Origin of the sequence: Paenibacillus spiritus (genome assembly GCF_008710135.1) — a bacterium.
GTDB lineage: Bacteria > Bacillota > Bacilli > Paenibacillales > Paenibacillaceae > Paenibacillus_AQ > Paenibacillus_AQ glufosinatiresistens.
In genome coordinates, this window is record NZ_VYKK01000001.1 from 118,551 (window position 1) to 135,027 (window position 16,477).

15 protein-coding genes are annotated in these 16,477 nt (G+C 57.7%); 5 read left to right on the forward strand and 10 right to left on the reverse strand.

Annotated features, from left to right (window positions below; genetic code table 11):
* Window positions 1-252: 252 nt before the first annotated feature.
* The gene (locus F4V43_RS00530; protein WP_223879726.1) at window positions 253-801 is read right to left on the reverse strand and encodes a TetR/AcrR family transcriptional regulator; all 549 of its coding nucleotides are present in this window, start codon (window positions 799-801) and stop codon (window positions 253-255) included.
* A gap of 230 nt (window positions 802-1,031) precedes the next feature.
* Here F4V43_RS00530 and F4V43_RS00535 point away from each other — a divergent pair, with 230 nt between their 5' ends.
* Window positions 1,032-1,889, forward strand: a complete 858-nt coding sequence (locus F4V43_RS00535; protein ID WP_150456283.1) for an SDR family oxidoreductase — start codon at window positions 1,032-1,034, stop codon at window positions 1,887-1,889.
* 161 nt (window positions 1,890-2,050) lie between these two features.
* On the opposite strand, the gene gtfA is transcribed toward F4V43_RS00535, so the two are convergent.
* On the reverse strand, window positions 2,051-3,502 hold the full coding sequence (gtfA, locus tag F4V43_RS00540; RefSeq protein ID WP_150456284.1) for a sucrose phosphorylase: 1,452 nt from the start codon (window positions 3,500-3,502) through the stop codon (window positions 2,051-2,053).
* A 217-nt stretch (window positions 3,503-3,719) separates the two neighbouring features.
* On the opposite strand from gtfA, the gene F4V43_RS00545 reads away from it, so the two are divergent.
* Together F4V43_RS00545 and F4V43_RS00550 are read left to right on the forward strand one after the other, a co-directional pair.
* The gene (locus tag F4V43_RS00545; protein ID WP_223879727.1) at window positions 3,720-4,511 is read left to right on the forward strand and encodes a class I SAM-dependent methyltransferase; all 792 of its coding nucleotides are present in this window, start codon (window positions 3,720-3,722) and stop codon (window positions 4,509-4,511) included.
* Between the two features lie 79 nt (window positions 4,512-4,590).
* The gene (locus F4V43_RS00550) at window positions 4,591-5,586 is read left to right on the forward strand and encodes a LacI family DNA-binding transcriptional regulator (protein WP_150456285.1); all 996 of its coding nucleotides are present in this window, start codon (window positions 4,591-4,593) and stop codon (window positions 5,584-5,586) included.
* A 91-nt stretch (window positions 5,587-5,677) separates the two neighbouring features.
* Here F4V43_RS00550 and F4V43_RS00555 read toward each other — a convergent pair whose 3' ends face one another.
* The gene (locus tag F4V43_RS00555) at window positions 5,678-8,170 is read right to left on the reverse strand and encodes an ATP-dependent helicase (protein ID WP_150456286.1); all 2,493 of its coding nucleotides are present in this window, start codon (window positions 8,168-8,170) and stop codon (window positions 5,678-5,680) included.
* Window positions 8,171-8,258: 88 nt separating this feature from the next.
* Complete coding sequence (locus F4V43_RS00560) at window positions 8,259-9,083, reverse strand: MBL fold metallo-hydrolase (protein WP_150456287.1); 825 nt, start codon at window positions 9,081-9,083, stop codon at window positions 8,259-8,261.
* Window positions 9,084-9,228: 145 nt separating this feature from the next.
* On the opposite strand from F4V43_RS00560, the gene F4V43_RS00565 reads away from it, so the two are divergent.
* A complete protein-coding gene (locus tag F4V43_RS00565) occupies window positions 9,229-9,693 on the forward strand; it encodes a hypothetical protein (RefSeq protein WP_150456288.1) in 465 nt (154 codons plus the stop codon).
* 29 nt (window positions 9,694-9,722) lie between these two features.
* On the opposite strand, the gene F4V43_RS00570 is transcribed toward F4V43_RS00565, so the two are convergent.
* The 4 genes from F4V43_RS00570 to F4V43_RS00585 form a co-directional block, all read right to left on the reverse strand.
* On the reverse strand, window positions 9,723-10,544 hold the full coding sequence (locus F4V43_RS00570) for an acyltransferase domain-containing protein (protein WP_150456289.1): 822 nt from the start codon (window positions 10,542-10,544) through the stop codon (window positions 9,723-9,725).
* A gap of 37 nt (window positions 10,545-10,581) precedes the next feature.
* Complete coding sequence (locus F4V43_RS00575) at window positions 10,582-11,337, reverse strand: WG repeat-containing protein (protein WP_150456290.1); 756 nt, start codon at window positions 11,335-11,337, stop codon at window positions 10,582-10,584.
* Between the two features lie 334 nt (window positions 11,338-11,671).
* Window positions 11,672-12,466, reverse strand: coding sequence for a TrmH family RNA methyltransferase (locus tag F4V43_RS00580; RefSeq protein ID WP_150456323.1), 795 nt, complete (start codon window positions 12,464-12,466; stop codon window positions 11,672-11,674).
* A 68-nt stretch (window positions 12,467-12,534) separates the two neighbouring features.
* The gene (locus tag F4V43_RS00585; protein WP_150456291.1) at window positions 12,535-13,233 is read right to left on the reverse strand and encodes a potassium channel family protein; all 699 of its coding nucleotides are present in this window, start codon (window positions 13,231-13,233) and stop codon (window positions 12,535-12,537) included.
* 194 nt (window positions 13,234-13,427) lie between these two features.
* Between F4V43_RS00585 and sspI the strand changes: the two genes are divergently transcribed.
* On the forward strand, window positions 13,428-13,664 hold the full coding sequence (sspI, locus tag F4V43_RS00590) for a small acid-soluble spore protein SspI (protein ID WP_150456292.1): 237 nt from the start codon (window positions 13,428-13,430) through the stop codon (window positions 13,662-13,664).
* An 82-nt stretch (window positions 13,665-13,746) separates the two neighbouring features.
* On the opposite strand, the gene F4V43_RS00595 is transcribed toward sspI, so the two are convergent.
* Both F4V43_RS00595 and F4V43_RS00600 read right to left on the reverse strand, forming a co-directional pair.
* Window positions 13,747-14,637, reverse strand: a complete 891-nt coding sequence (locus tag F4V43_RS00595) for a pentapeptide repeat-containing protein (protein ID WP_150456293.1) — start codon at window positions 14,635-14,637, stop codon at window positions 13,747-13,749.
* An 86-nt stretch (window positions 14,638-14,723) separates the two neighbouring features.
* Window positions 14,724-16,310 (reverse strand): peptide chain release factor 3, encoded by a 1,587-nt coding sequence (locus tag F4V43_RS00600; protein WP_150456294.1) that lies wholly within the window; start codon window positions 16,308-16,310, stop codon window positions 14,724-14,726.
* Window positions 16,311-16,477 lie beyond the last annotated feature (167 nt).

Sequence of the window (16,477 nt, forward strand, 5' to 3'; positions counted from 1 at the left end):
TGAATTTTACAAGACAAAGTTAGTTTCCATGAAGCCCAATCCGATATGTGGACAGGGCTTTATTTTGAAGCAGTAAATTCCGTTTACCCCTGGTGAACTTTTTTGTTGTAATTGAACACTTACCGCTTCAGCCATCGAGGTGAACCGTACCATAAGTAACGGCAAGCCTTTCCCGGAAGGTGCTTAAGCAGATTAGGCTTTCTAGGTGTGACTTCGCAGATAGCAGGAGATTGTGGCCATTCACGTTCAAGCTCATCCGGTTGCCTGCTCCCAAAAAACACCTAAATTAACCGTTACCACCTCGATAACCTCTTCCACCATCGACTCCAGCGTGCGGTCTTGAACCTCCCTGCTCCACTGCAGGGCCGATCCGAATATGCCCCAACTGACCACAAGAGCCGTAGCTTCCAGCTTTTCTTGAGGGTCCTTCTGTTTAGGCCCCGATTTTAGCCATTGGAGCAGGAGACGATACAATTCCTTTTGCATGGCATTCTCCAGCAGCGGTTCAAATTGTTTGTCTCCCGGCGTGAGATACTGTCGAAATCGTACTAGAAATTGAAACACGGTCTGAACAAGGATATACAGATTGTCCGAATTGAAGGCGGCATCATCCGACAGTCTTTTTTGGAGAATGAGTTGAAACTTCTCTGTCATCCAATATGCGAGAAAAGCGAATTTGTCTTCAAAATGGGCATAAAAGGTTGCGCGGTTGACGGCCGCTCGATTCGCAATGTCGTGAACAGAAATGGAATAGATGTTTCTCTTTTCGTCGAGCAGATCGTTAAAGGCTTGAATAAACAACTGGCGGGTTCTCTTTACACGGGGGTCGCTTGGATTTACCGGCATGCTACACCACGCTTTCTTCGGGTCTCAAAAATAAACAAAACGGCCATTGTGTCGGGAACGCAACAAAACCGGTCCTTTGCGGATTGTTGACTGGGCACTAACCCCTTATCTTTTACTTATGCGATATATGGTTACACAAATCCGTATAGTTAGAAACTTTTTACAAAAGAGAAAGGGTGAGTAACATGATTATCGTTACCGGAGCGAACGGGAAGTTGGGCAGGGGCGTGGTCGAGCAGTTGCTTAAGCGCATTCCGGCCGAGCGGATTGGTGTCAGTGTTCGCGATGTCAGCCAGGCGCAGGATTTAAAGGAGCGCGGCGTACGTGTTCGTCATGGCGATTTCGCCCACACGGAGAGCTTGCTGAATGCTTTTGAAGATGCGTCGCAGGTGCTCCTTGTTTCAACCGGTATTTTGGGAGATGATGGGATCCGTCAGCACCAAAATGCGATTGACACAGCAAAGAAATCCGGCGCCGGACGGGTTCTATACACGAGTCATATGGGCTCTTCTGCGACATCGTATTTTCCGCCTATGGTTCACCATGCAGCGACAGAAGTTTTGCTTAGAGAGTCGAGTATTCGCCACACGTCCCTTCGCAACGGTTTTTACGCCTCCTCCTTGACTGGATTAATAGGTGAGGCCGTCAAAACGGGCGAGTTAATTGTTCCCGAGGACGGTCCGATTGCCTGGACAACGCACTCGGATTTGGCCCAAGCTGCTGCAGTGATCTTAACCGAGAAGAACTGGGATGGGCCATCTCCGAATCTAACGGCCTCTGAAGCGATTGATATGGAGGGCGTTGCGGCGATGATATCGGATATCGTCGGCCGGCCTATCTATCGAAAGGTCGTAACGGACGAAGCTTATCGGGCGTATCTGGCTGCCCAAGATTATTCGGAAGTGCGCATTGCAATCACCTTGGGTTTATTCCGTGCGAGCCGTAACGGGGACTTTGCGCAAACCAGTAACGCTTTAACTGATCTGATTAGGCGATCTCCGTTGACACTAAGAGACTTTTTTAAAGAGTCTTTGCCTCTATAGACGCGCTGTGAATGCTGTTTCCGCTGTATTCGTGTACAGAAAGGGCCATCCTAGCATTGATATGCTCCCCATATAGTATACAGGTGAAATAATAAAAACCTGTTGCTGTATGGGGAGCCTTTCATTGGAGGACAGCCCGCTTGTTGTATGTTTTTGCCGTTCTATACTCCCGCCAGCTCCTTCATCTCTCCGGTCGCCTCATCCCGGTACGTCACGGTGAACGTATGGGCGGCCAGATCGGCGCGCAGCACGGCGGCGGCGTCTCCCTGGCGGCGGACGATCTCCAGCGTTTCCGGCGTTTCACCGCCGGCGATCTCGATTTCACCGCCGAACGCCGGATAGGCGTTGCGGAACCGCATCAGCGTAAGCAGGCGTTTCAGCACGGGACGCTCGAGATTGTCCGCAACCTCTTCCTTGCTGTAGTAGTGGCGGTTGATGTTCCGTCCGACCTTCGTCTCCTCCAGCAGCTCGATGTCATTGCGTCCGGCCAGCAGACCGACATAATAGACCTGCGGAATGCCGGGAGCGAAGAACTGGATCGCCCGGGCCAGCACGTAAGCGTCGTCGTCGTCGCCCAGCGCTGAATAGTACGTGCAGTTCAGCTGGTAAATATCCAGATTGTTGTAAGCTACCGTATTGTACACCTTCTTGACGTTGGCACCCTTCGTGAACAACTGGTTCTTCGTCTCTTCAATCTCCTCGTCCGTCAGCAGGTCGCGCACATCCACGACCCCGATTCCGTCATGCGTGTCGAGCGTGGTGAACTGCTTGCGGGGGCAAATCTCCAGCCAGCGGATCAGCCGGTCGCTGCGGCCGCTGTACAGCGCATGCAGAACGAGCATCGGCAGGGCAAAATCGTATACCCAGTGATCCTTCTCCGCGAGCCGGGTCTGAATCGTATAATGCTCGTGTATCTCCGGCAGCACATCGACGCCGTAAGGCTTCAGAATATCTTTAGCCCCGTCCAGCATCTCCCAGATATCCGGTTCCACGAAGAAGCAGTTGGTTCCAATTCTCTTGGTGGCATAGGCAAAAGCGTCCAGCCGGATCAGGGACGCCCCCTTCCCGGCCAGAAACTCCAGATTCTCCCGGACGAACCGCTGTCCCGTCTCTGTATCCAGCCGGAGGTCGATCTGTTCCTCGTCGAAGGTGCACCAGACCTTCTCCGTCGTTCCGTCCGCGAAGGTCACCTCGATATACGGCGCACGCGGCTTCCGCTTGTAGATGAGATCGACATCCGCCTGCGTCGGCTCCCCGCCCGGCCAGAAGTCCTTGTATCGGATGAACAGATCTTTGTAGGGGGAACTGTCTTTATGGCGCACGAAGTCCTGGAAGTACGCCGAACTCCGCGAAATATGGTTAATCATGAAATCGAACATCAGGTAGAAATCCCGGGACAGCTCTTCCACATCGGCCCAGGTACCGAACGGCGCGTCCACTTCCCGATACGTCATCGGGGCAAATCCGCGGTCGGCCGAGGACGGATAGAACGGAAGCAGATGCACGCCGCCGACGGCTCCCCTGAAATGCGCCCGAAGCAGCTCGCCCGTCTCCTTCAAGTTCCGGCCCATGCTGTCGGCATAGGTGATGAGCATAATTTCGTTCCGGATCATGTCCGATTCACTCCTTTGCGTCGTCTGGTAACGCTATCATTTTAGCCTTCCGGCAAAATATATGTCAATCGTTTTCATACTGAATATGCCAGATTACTATAGATTAGATTCTCTCTATTCGAGTATGATAAAGGAAACGTTACCACAAGTAAGCAAACCTCATCGCTTAAGGATGCTTTGAGGAACCATTCAATGGTCGTTGAAAGGGGACGGGGATTTGAACGAGTGGAAAGAATTGACGAATGAATCCCGAACCAGATGGGAAGGAATTGCAGAGTTCTGGGATGATTACATGGGTGAACAGAGTAACCGATTCCATCGGGAGATTGTCCGACCATCAACAGAAGAACTATTAAAGGTAACGGAGGGTCAAATGATTCTTGATATTGCTTGTGGAAATGGGAATTTCTCACGGAGATTAGCCGATTTGGGCGCAGAAGTTGTTGCTTTTGATTATAGTGCAACAATGATCGAAAGAGCCTTGTTAAGGTCAACCGATTACTTGAACCGAATTCAATATCAAGTGGTTGATGCTACGAATTATGATTCCTTAATTGAACTTGGGATTGGACGATACGATGGAGCGGTAGCCAATATGGCTTTAATGGATATTGCTGATCTAACCCATTTAACGAGAGCGTTGCAGCAATTGTTAAAGAGAAACGGCGTTTTTGTATTTTCTATACCGCACCCTTGTTTTCAAGCGCCGAACACAAGGAAGATACACGAAACGGAAGACATCAATGGAGAGATTGTAACCAGAAACAGTGTGCAAATCTCCAAATACTTGACCCCGGAGCCGACCGAGACTATAGGAATAAAGGGGCAACCGGTATCCCATCTCATTTTCCATAGACCTTTATCGTATTATGTACAGTTGTTTTTAAGTACTGGTTTTGTGCTGGATGGATGGGAAGAACCCTCTTTCCAAATAGATGAAGACAGCGGCAAACGATTTGATTGGTATGAACTGCCCCCTGCGGTATTATTCCGTTTTAGGAAGCTGTAAAGTTAACTCCGCAGAGATTGCCGAAATAAGCTGCCCTTGTATGCTGAACGTTACCACATGAACGTAGGAGGATAAAGGCATGACCAGCATCAAGGATGTCGCCCGCGAGGCGGGGGTCTCCGTAACCACCGTATCCCGGGTGCTGAACAATCGGGGGTATATCGGGTCTGGGACCCGAAGAGCTGTGGAATCGGCGATGCGCAAGCTCGACTATCAGCCGAACGGCATCGCACGGGCTCTGCAGAAGAGCCAGTCGTTCTTTCTCGGGATGATCGTGCCCGATTCCAGCCATCCCTTCTTTGGGGACCTGCTGAAGGCCGTCGAGCGGGAAGCGACCCATAGCGGCTACAAGCTGCTGGTCTGCAATTCGCTGGACAACCCCGGCATGGAGGAACAGTACATCGGCATGCTCCGGCAGAACCGAGTGGACGGCATCGTCATGTGCAGCCATACTCCGGATGCCGGTAGCTACGCCCGCGCCAGGCTGCCGATCGTGTCGTTCGACCGCGTGATCGCCCCCGGCGTGCCGAGCGTCGGCTCCGACAATTACCGCGGCGGCGAGCTTGCGACGGAGCATTTGATCGCCAAGGGCCGCCGCCGGCTGCTGCACCTGTCCGGCCCGCTCGGGCTTGAGCTGCTCTCGAACCGGCGGCGGGACGCCTTCGCCGCCGTCTGCCGGGCCCACGGAGACTCGGTAACCGGCGAAGTGATTGAAGCCGACCACAACGGCCTCGGTTATGAATACTTCCGGCAGTTCATGCAAGAGCGGCTGCCGCTCCAGGAACTGCGCCGGTACGACGGCGTGTTCTGCAGCAATGACATTGCCGCCTACGCGCTCTGCGTCCACGCGGCCGGACTCGGCATCGCCGTTCCGAAGGAACTGGCCATTGTCGGCTACGACGGCCACAGCTTCACGCAGATGCTCCAGACGCCCCGGCTGACTACTATCCGCCAGCCAATCGGCGCCATCGGCGGACTGCTTGCCCGCACGGTCATCGGTCTGATCGAGAAGGAGGAGATCCCTGCCCGGAGCGCGACGGTCGATGTCGAGCTGATTCAGGGCGACACAACATGAAGCGGCGAGGCTACCGGCCCCGCCGCTTCTTCTGTTCTTGTCTACTCTATTTCCCGGCCGATAGCCCCTTCCTTCGCCGCCCGATCTAGCCCTAGTCGCCCGCAGGAGACAGCAGGCCCAGCTCCAGACAGGCGGCAATCAGCAGCTTCTTCTCCCCGCCGCTGAAGTCAATGGTCAGCCGGTCCTCCTCTACAGCGGCAATGACGCCGCGCCCGAACTTGGCATGGCGGACCGCCGCCCCCTTCGCCAGAGCGGAGCGGTCGCGGATTGCATCCGGCGCGCCTGCCCCGGCTGCCCGGGGAGGCACCACCTGCGCACGCCCGGCGCGGCCGCTTCCGGGAGAAGCGGAACGCGGACTTCCATCCGCTCGTCCGCCAGTACGGCTCCCGCTCATCCGCTGCGCGCCCGCTCCCGTTCCGCTAATGGAGCGGGAATAGCCGCCTCCGCTCCCGCCGATGCGAACCGTTCGGACTGCGCCTCCGTCCGGTCCGGTCTCGTCCCGTCCGATTCCGACTTGCCCGCTGCGGACCGGAGGTCCGCTCGCTTCGACTCCTGGCAGAGGCCGGAGCGCCCCAAGGAACGGCGATTCCGCCGCCGTCTCCCCGTCCCGCTCGCGGTATGTCAGCAGCTCCAGCCGCTTCCGCGCCCGGGTCATTCCGACATAGAACAGCCGGGCCGATTCCTCCATCGCCAGCTCCCGCTCTTCCTCCGTGCCGCGCCGGTCCTGCGGCGCCGGGAGAATGCCGTCGGTCAGATCAACCATGTAGACGGCATCGAACTCCAGCCCTTTGGCCCCGTGCAGCGTCGAGAGCGTCAGCACGGCCTCCGTGCGGCGGAGACGGGCTTCCCGCATGACCCGGTCCAGATGCTTCAGCCGGGCGGCGAACGCCTCCATCGATTCCAGCGTATCGGCGATCTCTTCCAGCGTGTTCAGAATGCCGATCAGCGTCTCGCGGCGGAAGCCCAGCTTCTCGCACATCTGTTCAAGCGCCTTCTCGTAGCCGAGCCCGCGGCGGATCAGCCGAATCACTTCCCGGGGCGGCATGCCGCTCATCCGAGCGAAGGCGCGGCGGCATTCCTCGATCCGCTTCGGCTGGTAATCGGCCAGCTCCACCTGCTCCAGCAGCGTGTCGAATACCGAAGCGCCGCTCGGCGTCGGAATCTCCGACAGCACCGCCATCTGCTTGCGGGTAATATAGGCATTCAGCCGAAGATGAATGCGTTCCAGCAGATCGGCCCGGTGCGGCGCGAAGCTGAATCTCATGAAATTCAGAATATCCTCAACGACCCAATGCCTGAAGAAGCCGCTGTCCGTGTCCTTCATGCGGAACGGAATGCCCGCCCGGTCGAAGGCGTTGACCAGCGCAACGGCGGAATCATTGTTGCGATAGAGAACCGCGGCATCCGCGAACCCCTTCTCGCCCGTCAGGCGGCGAATCCGCTCCACCAGCCCGGGGGCCTGTTCGGCGTAACTCGGAAGTACCGTGATCCGTACCGATTCCCCTTCCGCCTTGTCCGTGAACATCGTCTTCGGATAGCGGTGCCGGTTCCGGGCAATGAAGGAGGCCGCCGTCTCCACAATCCGCCGGTCCGACCGGTAATTCTGCTCCATGAACAGAATCCGCGCGTCGGGGTAGAGCTGCCCGAAGCGCTGCAGATAAGACGGCTCGGCGCCCCGCCAGCTGTAGATCGACTGGTCATCATCCGCCACCAGACAGAGGTTGCGGTGCGGCCGCGCCAGCTTCTCCAGAAAGACATGCTGAATGAGGGACGTATCCTGGCTCTCATCGGCCAGAAGATAGTCGTAGCGCCGCTGAAACCGGCGCAGGAGCTCGGGGTCTTCATCCAGCGCCCGGTTCCCGATCGTCAGCATATCGTCGTAGTCGATCAGCAGCCGCTCCCCGCTCTGCTTGAACGCTTCGTACGCCCGCAGAATTCCGGCCGCTTCCGGTACGGCGCAAGGCGTATCGGCCCAGCGCTCTTCCGGAATCATTTTGTTCTTGATGTAGCTGATATACGTCGTCAGCTCATCGAGCTGATCGTCCGTGATCCGTCCGTTCGCCGCTTCCGCATACAGCCTTCTCAGGATGATGCGTTTATGCAGCGGAAGCTCCCCGGGTCCGGCCGGTCCGGCGCCGCTCCCGCTGCTACCTCCGGCTTCCGCCGTCTCTTCCTCCGGCTCGACGCGTCCTTCAATGAGCGTGTACGCCGTTCCGGTCCGGTGGAGGTAATTTCGGGCCGCCTCGAACGCGAGACTGTGGATCGTCGAGAACTCGGGCGGCGCCAGGCGCGGGAACAGCGCGGCGAACCGCTCCTTCATATCCGCCGCCGAGGCCCGGCTGAACGTCACCGCCTTGATGCGGGCCGGATGCACGCCCTTCTCTTCCATCAGATAGCCGATGCGCATCATCAGCGTCGTCGTCTTGCCCGAGCCCGGCGATGCCAGCAGCAGCAGCGGCCCTTCCGTATGCAGCGCGGCTTCGGCCTGAACCGGGTTCAGGGATACGCCGAGCTCTTGTTTTTTGCGGGCCAGAAACGGGTGTCCCTGCCTTCTATCGTCACGGCTCCGATGCTCCGTCTTCATGATGCTTCGTTCCTCTCGTTGACCTCAGACACGTTCTCTATCATACCCGCCGCTGTGTCTCTGCGTAAACCCCCGCCGTCTCCCGTCCTCAGAACGCTCCCGGCGACACGTAGACGAACCGCTCGCCCCGGGCCATGACATGCAGCTTGTTCTCCGGGTAATGCTTGTACATATAGTCCACAAAATACCCCGGGTTCTCCGCATTCCCGGCATACAGATCATAATGCAGCGGCACCATCGTATCGAACCCGGACACGGCCGCGAACTCGGCCGCCTCCCGGTAATTCATATTTCCGACAATATCCCGGCTGTTGCGGAAATAATCGCGTCCGTTAATCGGCAGCATCGCCAGATCAATCCGGTGCGCGCCGACCTTCTCCACCAGTTCCGGGAACAGCACCGTGTCGCCGGCATGGTAGAGCGTCACGCCGTTCAGTTCCAGAATGTAGCCGACATAGCGGGGCAGCCCGTCTTCACTGTATTCCAAGCTCTCGTGGGCCGCAGCCAGCGGGTGAATGCGCAGCTTCGGCCCATACCCGGCCCAGGCGTCCGGCACCGCAGCTTCGAGGCGGTCCGGGTTCACGCCAAGCTCCAGCAGTTCCTTCCGACAGCAGGAAGGAGCCAGGAAGCGGGCTTCCGGGTTGTTGCGGGCGATGACCGGAATTGCCTTCCTGTCCAGATGATCGCTGTGTTCATGCGTAATCAGCACCAGGTCGGCGTCTGTAACCCGCTCCGCTTCAAGCGGCGGCGGAAAGGTGCGGTCGGGGTCCTCGGACACATAGGGATCGATATAAATCGTGAGTCCGTCCCCTTTTGCCACAACGCTCTCCTGCCCCAGGAACCATACGGCCAGACAGCCGTGCGGCACCTCGGTCCTGCGGATTTCTTCCTGCAATTCTTGGCCTGTTCTCATGGTGCGGCCTCCTTCTGTTCCGTATTGGGCGGATCTGTATCCATTATACAACTGCCATACAACTGCCATAAGCCATAAGAAGGGAAACTTTTGGATATAAGAAAGCGTAACCATATAGGAATCGGATAACAAAAGGAGAGAGCCTATGTCCAGAATTGCAGCAATCCCCATTCTGTTGATGATTGTTCTTCTGACCGCCTGCCGTTCCAACGGTTCGAATGCAGAGATCAAGCCTCAGCCTTCTTTTCAATCCGGAATATGGATCGACTTCCAAGCCTATTCCGGCTCCATTCCGCAGAAGGACGCCCCGGTGCTCGCCGCTCTGAAGAACAATCTCTCGGCCTTGACCGAGCTTAACCACGCGCGCTTCCGCTCGGGATTCGTGAATGAAGCGCTCGCAGACAGCATGGAGTCTTACTACGGCGAGCAGTTCCGCTATCGCTTCACCGAATTGGAGGCCATTGAAGAGGTGCCGGACTATCATCAATGGAATATTACCGTCGCCGGAAGCCGGATGGATACCTCCACCGGAATTGTCGATGAGGTGAAGATGCTGTACGCCCTTCGCGCCGACGGGAACGGGGAATGGCTGATTTATACGATCGACTGAGGACGGTTCCAATGCGAAGGCGCAGCCTGTCATCCCTTCCAGGGGTCTGGCTGCAATCTTCCGTAGGCTGCGCCCACGCTGCCGCCTTCCGCCAACAGAACTTTCATCTTCTTCTGTAAGGAAGTAAGTTCGGGAAGTTGGTCCGGCGGAATATCCGTTCTTCCATAGACCCATCTGATAGAGCTATCGTTGGCGGGATCTACACGCAGCAAGTCGAACGCTCTCTGAAAGCCGGCGATCTTCGAGTTCTCCGGCAGCAGCTTGGCGAGAACAGGAGAGAGCAGCCAGGAATCGCACACTATATCCGACATTCCATACTCCGGATAATAGTTGGCAAAGAACGCCCTGGCGTCCGCATAGGACTGTCGAAGACTCTCGCGCCCCAGATCGGCATCCGCGGGGATATGGATATGTATCACTTTCTTGCCTTCCTGCTCGGTCATCTCATATTCCAGCGCGCCGATTCGGAATTCACGAAGGGAAATCTGCCTCGGGAACCACCAGCCCCACGTGAACGCATAGGTCCCATAGACCTTGTAGTGCTCCTCAACGAATCGGGTACAGAACTTCATCGTATCCGTATAAATTTCTTTTCCGATTCCTCTTTGTTCATATTCCTTATAGGCCTCTGCTGCACGCAAGAGCATAAAGCTCAGCATTTTGCTCCCATCCGGATCTTCTCCCAGAATCCGAGCTATATCTTTAACTCCCTCTTCCCAGGCAGCGGGGTCATATAGAGCTCTGGACAAGGGCGCTGCTGCGGTCTCGTCGAATCGGCCTGCCCAGGCGAGCACTTTTCCCGTCATGGAATCCGGCAGACAGATACAGTTACACACTTCTTGCAGATCCATCGTTCTTCTCCTGTCCTGTTAAATTACAAGCGGAATATCAATGACTCTGTGTCAGAATTACTGCAATTCCTTTATCCATAGACTTCACTCCCACCGCAGCCTTCCCATTGAAAGAAGAAGAGGCATAGTCGAATTCCACCTTGGTGAGAAGCTTGCCGCCGGAATCCATATAACCGAACTTTTCTGCTCCGGTCTTCGTTTTCATACTTACGAGAGCAACACCATCATGAAAATCAAAGACTCTGCTGTACGAAAGGGTTGCGATTCTCGTTGTCCCTGTACGGTCAATATAGCTGTATTTTCCTCTTGAATTCGCCACATAGGCCAATCCGTTACTGAAATTACCAGCTGCGCTGAATTGAAAAGGAACGGCGAGTTCTCCTTTCCGGTTCACGTATCCCCACTTCCCCTGTGCATTCTGAACAGCCGCCAGTCCTTCGGAGAAGTTGCCGGCATTGCTATACTTAAATGAAATGACTGTTTTCCCTTTGGTGTCGATAAACCCAAACTTGCCGGCGGAATTTTGTACAGATGCCATTTCTTCCGAGAATCCCTTGGCATAGGTGTACCGATAAGGAATGACAAGTTGGCCGGAAGAGTGAATAAATCCCGTTTTCCCGCTTCCCGGTTCATAGGCAGAAGCCAATCCGTCCATAAAAACATATTCAGAATCATACTTTTGATCAAATGTATGAATAACTTTACCGAAGGGGTCAATAAAGAAGGAACGGGTTGGCTTGATTATAGTATACCAACGATCCGTTCGATTGTTCTGCCAATAACAGCCCGTCATGGAACTGACTGTCACTTTGAGCGAGAACCGGCCGAAAATCAACGGATTTCTGAACCAGGGTAATCGGATGAACTGAAGACGCCGCAGAGCTGACTCCTGCGATTAGCAGGCTGAGACATCCTGTAATTAATATTAATCCTATTTTTTTCATTAACCATTCACACTCCTTTTGTTATTCACTCTTGGTGAACATGCACATTCATCTGTTTGGTTGGAATGCAAAAAAACGCAGACTCTACCCGTTGAGTTGGTCTGCGCTGCTCTGCTTCCGTTGTAATTAGCTTGGTTGTCCTACAAGCTCACTCTATTCGCTGTTCAGGTGGGACGGGTTTATTTACCGATGGATCTCCCGCTGCCGCATTCCCTCGAACAGCAGAATCGTGGCTGCCATCGCCGCGTTCAGCGATTCGGCCCGGCCTTTCATCGGGATGAGCAGGCTCTTGTCCACCAGCGCCGCCGTCTCCGGCGAGATGCCGCGTCCTTCGCTGCCGATGACCAGCCACTGGCTGCCGCGAAAATCATGGCTGTAGCAGGACTCAGCTCCCTGCAGCGAAGTGCTGAGCAGCAGCGTTCCGCGCCGCTGCGCCTCGGGCAGCAACTCCGCCAGCTCCGCCTCGGCAATCGGCAGATGGAACAGCGAGCCCATCGTCGAACGGATGGTCTTCGGGTTGTAGAGATCGGCACAGCCGCGCCCCAGCACGACGCCGGCAGCGCCGGCCGCGTCCGCGCTGCGGATAATGGTGCCGACATTGCCCGGGTCCTGCACGCCGTCCAGTACGATGACCAGGGCGTCCTTCATTGCCAGCAGCGCCTCCGCGCCCCGCGGCTTCTTCCGCACGACCGCGAAGACCGGCTGCGGCGTATTGGTGCTGCTGCACTTGGCAATGACCGCCGCCGACACGCCGACGACTTCCATTCCCGGTACATCCTGAAGCAGCGGCTTCAGCTCGGCGGGCATTCCGGTCTCGGACGAATAGGCCAGCACCTCCACCTCCGCCTGCGCCAGCAGCGCCTCCTGCACCAGATGGACGCCTTCAATGATATATGTGCCGCTCTTGTCCCGGTGTTTCTTCTCCTGCAGCGACGCCCATTCCTTGACCCGGGCATTCTGTACCGACATGATCTCCATCCATTTCACCTTTCGTTCGCCTGTATTTTAGCGCTCGCGGCTCGCCGCTGCCGGTTCCGCCCCGGTGTCTAGAAGCGGCTCCTCCAGCCGCTTCGGGCCGGCTCTTCCCGGCTGTAAGCCGCCTCAAGCCGCGCCAAATTGTCCTTATGCCCGACAATGACGAGCACATCGCCTTCCTGCAGCCGATCCTCGGCCCTCGGCGCAATATTCATCTCGTCGCCGTGACGGATCGCCATCACGTTGCAGCCGTATTTGGCCCGAATATCCAATTCCTTCAGATTGCGCCCGAGAAGCGACCCGGCGGCCTTCATATCGAGAATGCTGTAATCCGGCGATAATTCAATGTAATCGAGGATATTCGGCGACGCCAGATGATGCGCAACCCGCAGGCCCATATCCCGTTCGGGATAGATGACCTTGTCGGCTCCGATCTTGCCCACGACCTTGCCGTGCAGCTCGCTCTGGGCCTTGACCAGAATGGTCCGCACCCCCAGGTCCTTCAGAATCAGCGTTGTCAGAATGCTGGCCTGAATATTCTCTCCAATCGCTACAACCACCACGTCAAAATGATGGATATCGAGCGCGCGCAGCGCTTCCTCATCCGTGGAATCGGCCGACACGGCATGGGTGACAATGCCGGATATCTCCTGGGTCCGCTGTTCGTCGGCGTCAATCGCGAGCACATCGTACCCCATGCTGCTGAGCGCCTTGGCGACGCTCGAGCCGAATCTTCCCATGCCGATAATTGCAAACTGCTTCTTGGCCATTGTCGTGAATCCTCCCGTTGTCCGAGCTTCTAGGTCACAGTATAGCATACGGAGCCACCCCGATTGAATGCGCCGCCGTTGCAAAGGGCATATTACGGAAGGCCCGCCCTGCGGATACCCCGCATCCCGGCACGTACCGATGCGCTCCGGCAAGCCGCAGCCGGACGGGACCCCTATCTCCGGGAGGTACCGCCATGTCCGTAACGCTTGATTTGCGCCAGGCTGTCATCCACAAGATCCATGGTCAGTCCCAGTCCGATCTGCGCCGGATGATTGAGGGCTCGGTAGACGGTCCCGAAGCCGCTCTGCCCGGTCTTGGAGTCGTCTTTGAGCTGATCTGGAAAGAGATCGATCCCCCCAAGCAGGCAACTGTGCTTGCCATGCTGGAGGAGAAGGTCAAGGACATCGAGCCCGGTCCGCTGACGAGATAACCGGCGGCCGGCGGCAGCAGAAGGCCCGGAAGACAGCAGCCCGGCGGACGAGTCGTCCGGCCGGGCTGTAGTCGGTTATTCTTCACGCCAAGGGCCAGTGGTCCGGCCGGCGCAGATGCTCCGGCAGGCGCGCCGCCCCGTCTCCCCGGGCGGCGTTCAGCTGCGGCTGGGTCAGGAACAGCGCTCCGCGCAGATCCGCGCCGCACAGGTCGGCGTCCCGGAGGTCGGCCCCCAGCAGATCGGCCGACCGGAGGTTCGCACCGCGCAGGTCGGCGGCGATCAGCAGCGTGCCGCGGAGATCCGCCCCGGCCATATCGGCGCCCCGCAGCTTGGCGCCGATCCGGTCCCGGCCGGCGGCGCTTCCGCCTCCGCCCGGCCGCTTGCCGCCCGCCGCACCGCGGGCTGCGGCAGCGCCGCTCCTGCGGTGCGGCGGCCCGCTCATCTCCCGGCCGGCGTCGGCCCGGGCCCGCACCTCAGCGCTGACCCGGCGCAGCAGTCCGCCGACCTGTACGCGCAGCGGCCCGATTGCAAGCGCCAGCAGCTCCGCAGGCGCAAGCTCTGCCAGCAGCGCCAGCCGCTCCCGCTCTGCGGCCGCTTCTTCCGCGAGAAGGCCCTCCGCGCGCCAGCCCGCTTCCGTCAGCAGCGCCAGCATTTCATGAAGCTGCTGCAGGACCGTGAAGACGGCGAACATCTCTTCCCGCTGCTCGGGGTGGTCCTGCCAGGAACGACCCTTGTACGTGACCTGGGTCAGCTTCTGTCCCGCACCGAAGCATTCGTAGACGGTGCAGCCCTTCATCCCCCGCTCCCGCAGCTCCGCATGAATGCCGCACCGGCATTCGGCCGTCAGGTGGGGACAGGGAGCGCCCGCCATTTTGTCAAAAGCAAAATCCGCAGACCGCGCAAAAGGCAGCGCCGCGCAGCATAATCCCAGGCAGCGTTCGCAGTCCGGCCGCAGATTCTCCGGCAGTCTCATTTCTTCTTCCCCCTCTAACCGTGTCTATCGCACCTGTCTGCTTACAAAAAACGCCGGCGCCCTAAGGCGCCAGCGGCAGCCGCGCCTTAGGGCGCGGTCGAGAGAAACTTCGCACTCGGGTTCTTGTCGATCGCCGTCCGCATCGCATATTCATTCTCGAACAGCACCACATGGTTCCCCTTCTTGTCGGTAACCAGCGTGGAATTGATCCGGAACTTGCCCGGGTCAGGCTTGCTCTCGTCGATGAACCAGCGCGCGAACTGGTACGGCATCCGCTGAAGCTGCACATCGACGCCGTATTCACCCTTCATCCGGTACTCGAACACCTCGAACTGAAGCTGTCCGACCACGCCGAGAATAATGTCGTCGAAGCTGACCGTGCGGAAGACCTGAATCATGCCCTCCTCCGTCAGCTGGTCGATGCCCTTCTGGAACTGCTTCGATTTCAAGGCGTTCTTGATGCTGACTTTGGCAAAAATCTCCGGCGAGAACGTCGGCAGCTCGTCGAATTCGATATCCCCCGCCTGGCTCAGCGTGTCGCCGATCCGGAAGATGCCCGGGTCGAACAGGCCGATGATGTCCCCGGGATACGCCTCCTCGACGATATCGCGGTCCTGGGCCAGGAACTGCTGCGGCTGCGACAGCTTAATCTCCTTGCCGGCGCGGACATGCTTGACGCTCATGCCCCGCTGGAATTGGCCGGAGACAATCCGAAGGAAGGCGATCCGGTCCCGGTGGGCCGGGTTCATGTTCGCCTGGATTTTGAAGACATAGCCCGTGAACTTCTCATTGAGCGGCTCAATCGGGCCCGCCGTGCTCTTGCGCGGCTCCGGCTTCGGCGCAAGCTGCAGGAAGTTCTCCAGGAACGTCTGGACGCCGAAGTTGTTGATTGCGCTGCCGAAGAAGACCGGCGTCAGCTCGCCGCGCAGCACCTTCTCATAGTCGAACGGATCTCCGGCTACGTCCAAGAGCTCGAGGTCCTGGCAGAGCTGATCGTGCAGGTAGTCGCCTGCCATTTCCCGGATCACCGGATCATGGTAGTCGTCCACCTTCTGCACCTGGATGACCGAATGGTCGTCGCCCTGGAACAGCTCGACCTGGTTCTTCATCCGGTCGTACACACCGCTCAGCTCGCGGCCCGAGCCGATCGGCCAGTTCATCGGCACCGAGCGGATGCCCAGCACCTGCTCCAGCTCCTCCATCAGATCGAACGGGCTGCGGCCTTCGCGGTCCAGCTTGTTGATGAAGGTGAAGATCGGGATGCCGCGCTTGGCGCATACCTGGAACAGCTTGATCGTCTGGGCTTCGACGCCTTTCGCAACGTCGATCAGCATGACCGCGCTGTCGGCGGCCGTCAAGGTGCGGTACGTATCCTCCGAGAAGTCCTGGTGCCCCGGAGTATCCAGAATATTGATGCGGTGTCCGTTGTAGTCGAACTGCATGACGGAAGAGGTGACCGAGATGCCGCGCTGCTTCTCGATCTCCATCCAGTCGCTGGTGGCGTGCTTGCTCGCCTTGCGGGCCTTGACGGTTCCCGCCAGACGGATAGCGCCGCCGAAGAGCAGCAGCTTCTCGGTCAGCGTGGTTTTGCCGGCATCGGGATGGGAGATAATCGCGAACGTTCTGCGCTTATCCACTTCCTTCTGCAGCAGGGAGTCCATTCCTTGGCTCATTGTACATTTCCCTTCATTTCATGTATTGGCAACAATGTAGAGCGGCGCAGGTACGATAACATCCGGTTCTTGGGCGCCCTCTATCAGATCGGTCTGCGGTTCATCGCCTGGTTCCTTTCCGGCGGCCAAGGCGCCGTTAACGTTGGCCCTGCCTTCGGCCGTTAATC